The 2357-nt window shown below is 62.4% G+C and carries 3 protein-coding genes; 2 read left to right on the top strand and 1 reads right to left on the bottom strand.

The window, feature by feature from the left end:
• Positions 1–72: 72 nt before the first annotated feature.
• Positions 73–978, bottom strand: coding sequence for an alpha/beta hydrolase (locus OXG98_07515; protein MCY3771850.1), 906 nt, complete (start codon positions 976–978; stop codon positions 73–75).
• An 838-nt stretch (positions 979–1816) separates the two neighbouring features.
• Between OXG98_07515 and OXG98_07510 the strand changes: the two genes are divergently transcribed.
• Positions 1817–2149 carry a hypothetical protein gene (locus OXG98_07510; GenBank protein MCY3771849.1) on the top strand — a complete coding sequence of 111 codons (333 nt, stop codon included), beginning with the start codon at positions 1817–1819 and terminating at the stop codon, positions 2147–2149.
• A gap of 8 nt (positions 2150–2157) precedes the next feature.
• A partial coding sequence (locus OXG98_07505; GenBank protein ID MCY3771848.1) for a hypothetical protein occupies positions 2158–2357 on the top strand: 200 nt, incomplete at its 3' end.

The raw sequence follows: 2357 nt of genomic DNA, 5'->3' as shown, positions 1-2357 counted from the left end.
CCTGCCTGCGGCTGGCGGATCGCTTGCAGGGAATGCTGGGTCCCTGAGGCAGTTCGGGGCAGCCGGAGCGTTTCAGGCGACCCCGGATCGATCCAGGAATTCCATCGTCAGAGCCGCGCACTCCTCCGGGTTCTCAAGTAAAAGGAAGTGCGTGGTGTCGGGCAGGAAGTCGTAATTGAGTTTGGTCAGCAGACGCAGGTCCATGCCGGGCAGAAACGAATACGGCACGGTCGGGTCGCTGCCAATGGCCTTCACGGGACACCGCAGGGCAACCTGCTCAAGCGCCAATTGCGTCTGCATCGCCCATCCGAACCCATATTCGTAGATCACCGCCTCGTGTTCGATGGGACAACGCAGTTCGTATCCGCCGTTCGCGGCCGGGCGCAGCGTTGTCTCGGCAAACAGCTCCGCAACACCCGGCCGCAACCGTTCAAAAGTACGTGCCCGGCGAATCTGCTCGACGAAGTGCGCCCGGGACTCGAACCAACCCTGACGCTTCCGGGTGCGCGCCGCCACACGCCCGAGCGATTCCTCGAGATCCTCGGGAGTGCCGCCTGGCGGGCAGATCGGGAGGTCGAACAGCACCAGCGCGGAAAACTCCGCTTTTTCCCGGAGTGCATCGCATAGCGCGACCAACGCCGACACCGAATGGTAGATGCCGACCATCGGTTTCTCCCCGAAATGCCTGCCGATCGCTCTGGCCACGTACCCGTTGTCGCCGACCAGGGTCGGGAAATTCTGTGTCAGGAGATCGCCGACCGGGTTCCAGCCGTGACTGCGCAGATCGTAGAGAACCAGGTCGTATCGATCGGTCAACAGCGACCAGTAGGGATAGCACAGGTCGGCCGCGAGCCCGTTGCCGTGGGTCAGGAGGATGCGGGGGCCGGCAGGATTGCCATGCCGTCTGAGAATCACCTGTGATCCGCCGGCGGTGCGGACCCGGGCGGTTTCCAGCGGAGCCGGGATTTGCCAGTGCATCGGCCACCAGTACCGTGGTGAGAGACGTCGAGACCCGCTCGTGATCGGGCGTTCGCATGGTCGCGCGATTCCCGGCCCGCTGTCCAGTCAACGAACGGTGATTCAGTCAAGGAACTTTGAGCGAATGCGATGGTCCGAGTCTTCAGGAACTTGGGGACTCGTCGCTCATCGCGGCGAACACAACAGAACGAAACCAGTCGGAGCGGCCCGCCGATGCACGACATCGCCGATTCTTCGAGAGCGCTCCGGTGTGCATGCATGGACGCATTGATGTCAGGGACCATCAACGTGCCAACGTCGCAAACGGGTACAGGGAGCGATCATAGCTATGGACGTGGATTCTCGAGCGCCCTCAAGGCTGCACGGCGGGGTATCCGTCGAACCGGCGGGGGCAGGGTCCGGCGTCAATCAAGGCCGGTTCAAAAACAGGCGAATCGTGCTTCGGCAGGGCTCCCTGACGCATGGCATTTCGACAGGCGCGGCGCGGGAAACCCCTACTCGCGCCGATGCCGTCGTAGAGCGCCCCAGCCTGAAATCTCGAATCGTCTCGGTGATACGCTCCACAGCCTCAAGATTGAATCCGTTTTCGGCAATCCGGCGCGGTCGGGCTGGCCTGGAGCCGCTAACCCCGCAAACGCCCGTGGCGCAAGGCACGCCAGCGGAATCGCCACTCGGCCCGATGAGTAGCCCCTTGATCGGGGAGGCGAATCCGGAACACAGTCCAGCCCCCTCCCCGTCCTGGAATGACACCGACACCCCGCGCCAGCGCAGAGGATCAGTCTCGTCCAGATCTCATGCAGATCTTCTTCACCGCGTCGACAGAATTCTCGCGCGCGCCGTGGAACTGCTCGAGCAATTTCAGGAGGGGCGCGCGGAAGAACAGGTGCGGAAAGAGTTTACATCCATCACGGGTTTGAGAAACCCTGCGGTTTCACCAAACACACTGTCGAAGTCGCGTGAATCCCTCGACTACGCAGCCAAATTCGACGTTGTCGTGGACTCCGCGGAGCGATTGCTCGACGATCAGGAAGCGGGCTTGTCGACGGACGAGCCCATCGTGGAGGTATTGGAGCGGTTGGAGCTCCTGAGTGAAGAAGCAAAAGCTTTTCGGACTCAGTTGGCTGATGCGCTCCGTGCGGCACAACAGGACGCGTTTCCCCTGAAACTATAGCGGGCGATTTGCTGCTGGCATGTTTCCTGTACCGGCTCGACGATCGCCTCCGTTGGCTTGCGGAAACGAAGATTGCGCTCCAGCTGGCCGGTTCGGCGGAATTCCTGTCTGAAACGGAGCTAGCAGCCCAGGCACCGGCGCATCGGAACTCCGATCCGGCTCTGCTCGAAACGGGGCGGCCGGAGGAGGAACGCGACGAGGAGCCCGG

Source organism: Gemmatimonadota bacterium, assembly GCA_026706345.1.
In the GTDB taxonomy this organism is placed as follows: Bacteria; JAAXHH01; JAAXHH01; order JAAXHH01; family JAAXHH01; genus JAAXHH01.
The sequence above is the reverse complement of the archived record's forward strand: the minus strand, read 5'-3'. Positions and strand labels throughout refer to the sequence as shown.

Excerpts from the sequence above, each read along its gene's own strand:
- OXG98_07515 (MCY3771850.1), bottom strand. The coding sequence starts at position 978 with ATGCACTGGCAAATCCCGGCTCCGCTGGAAACCGCCCGGGTCCGCACC.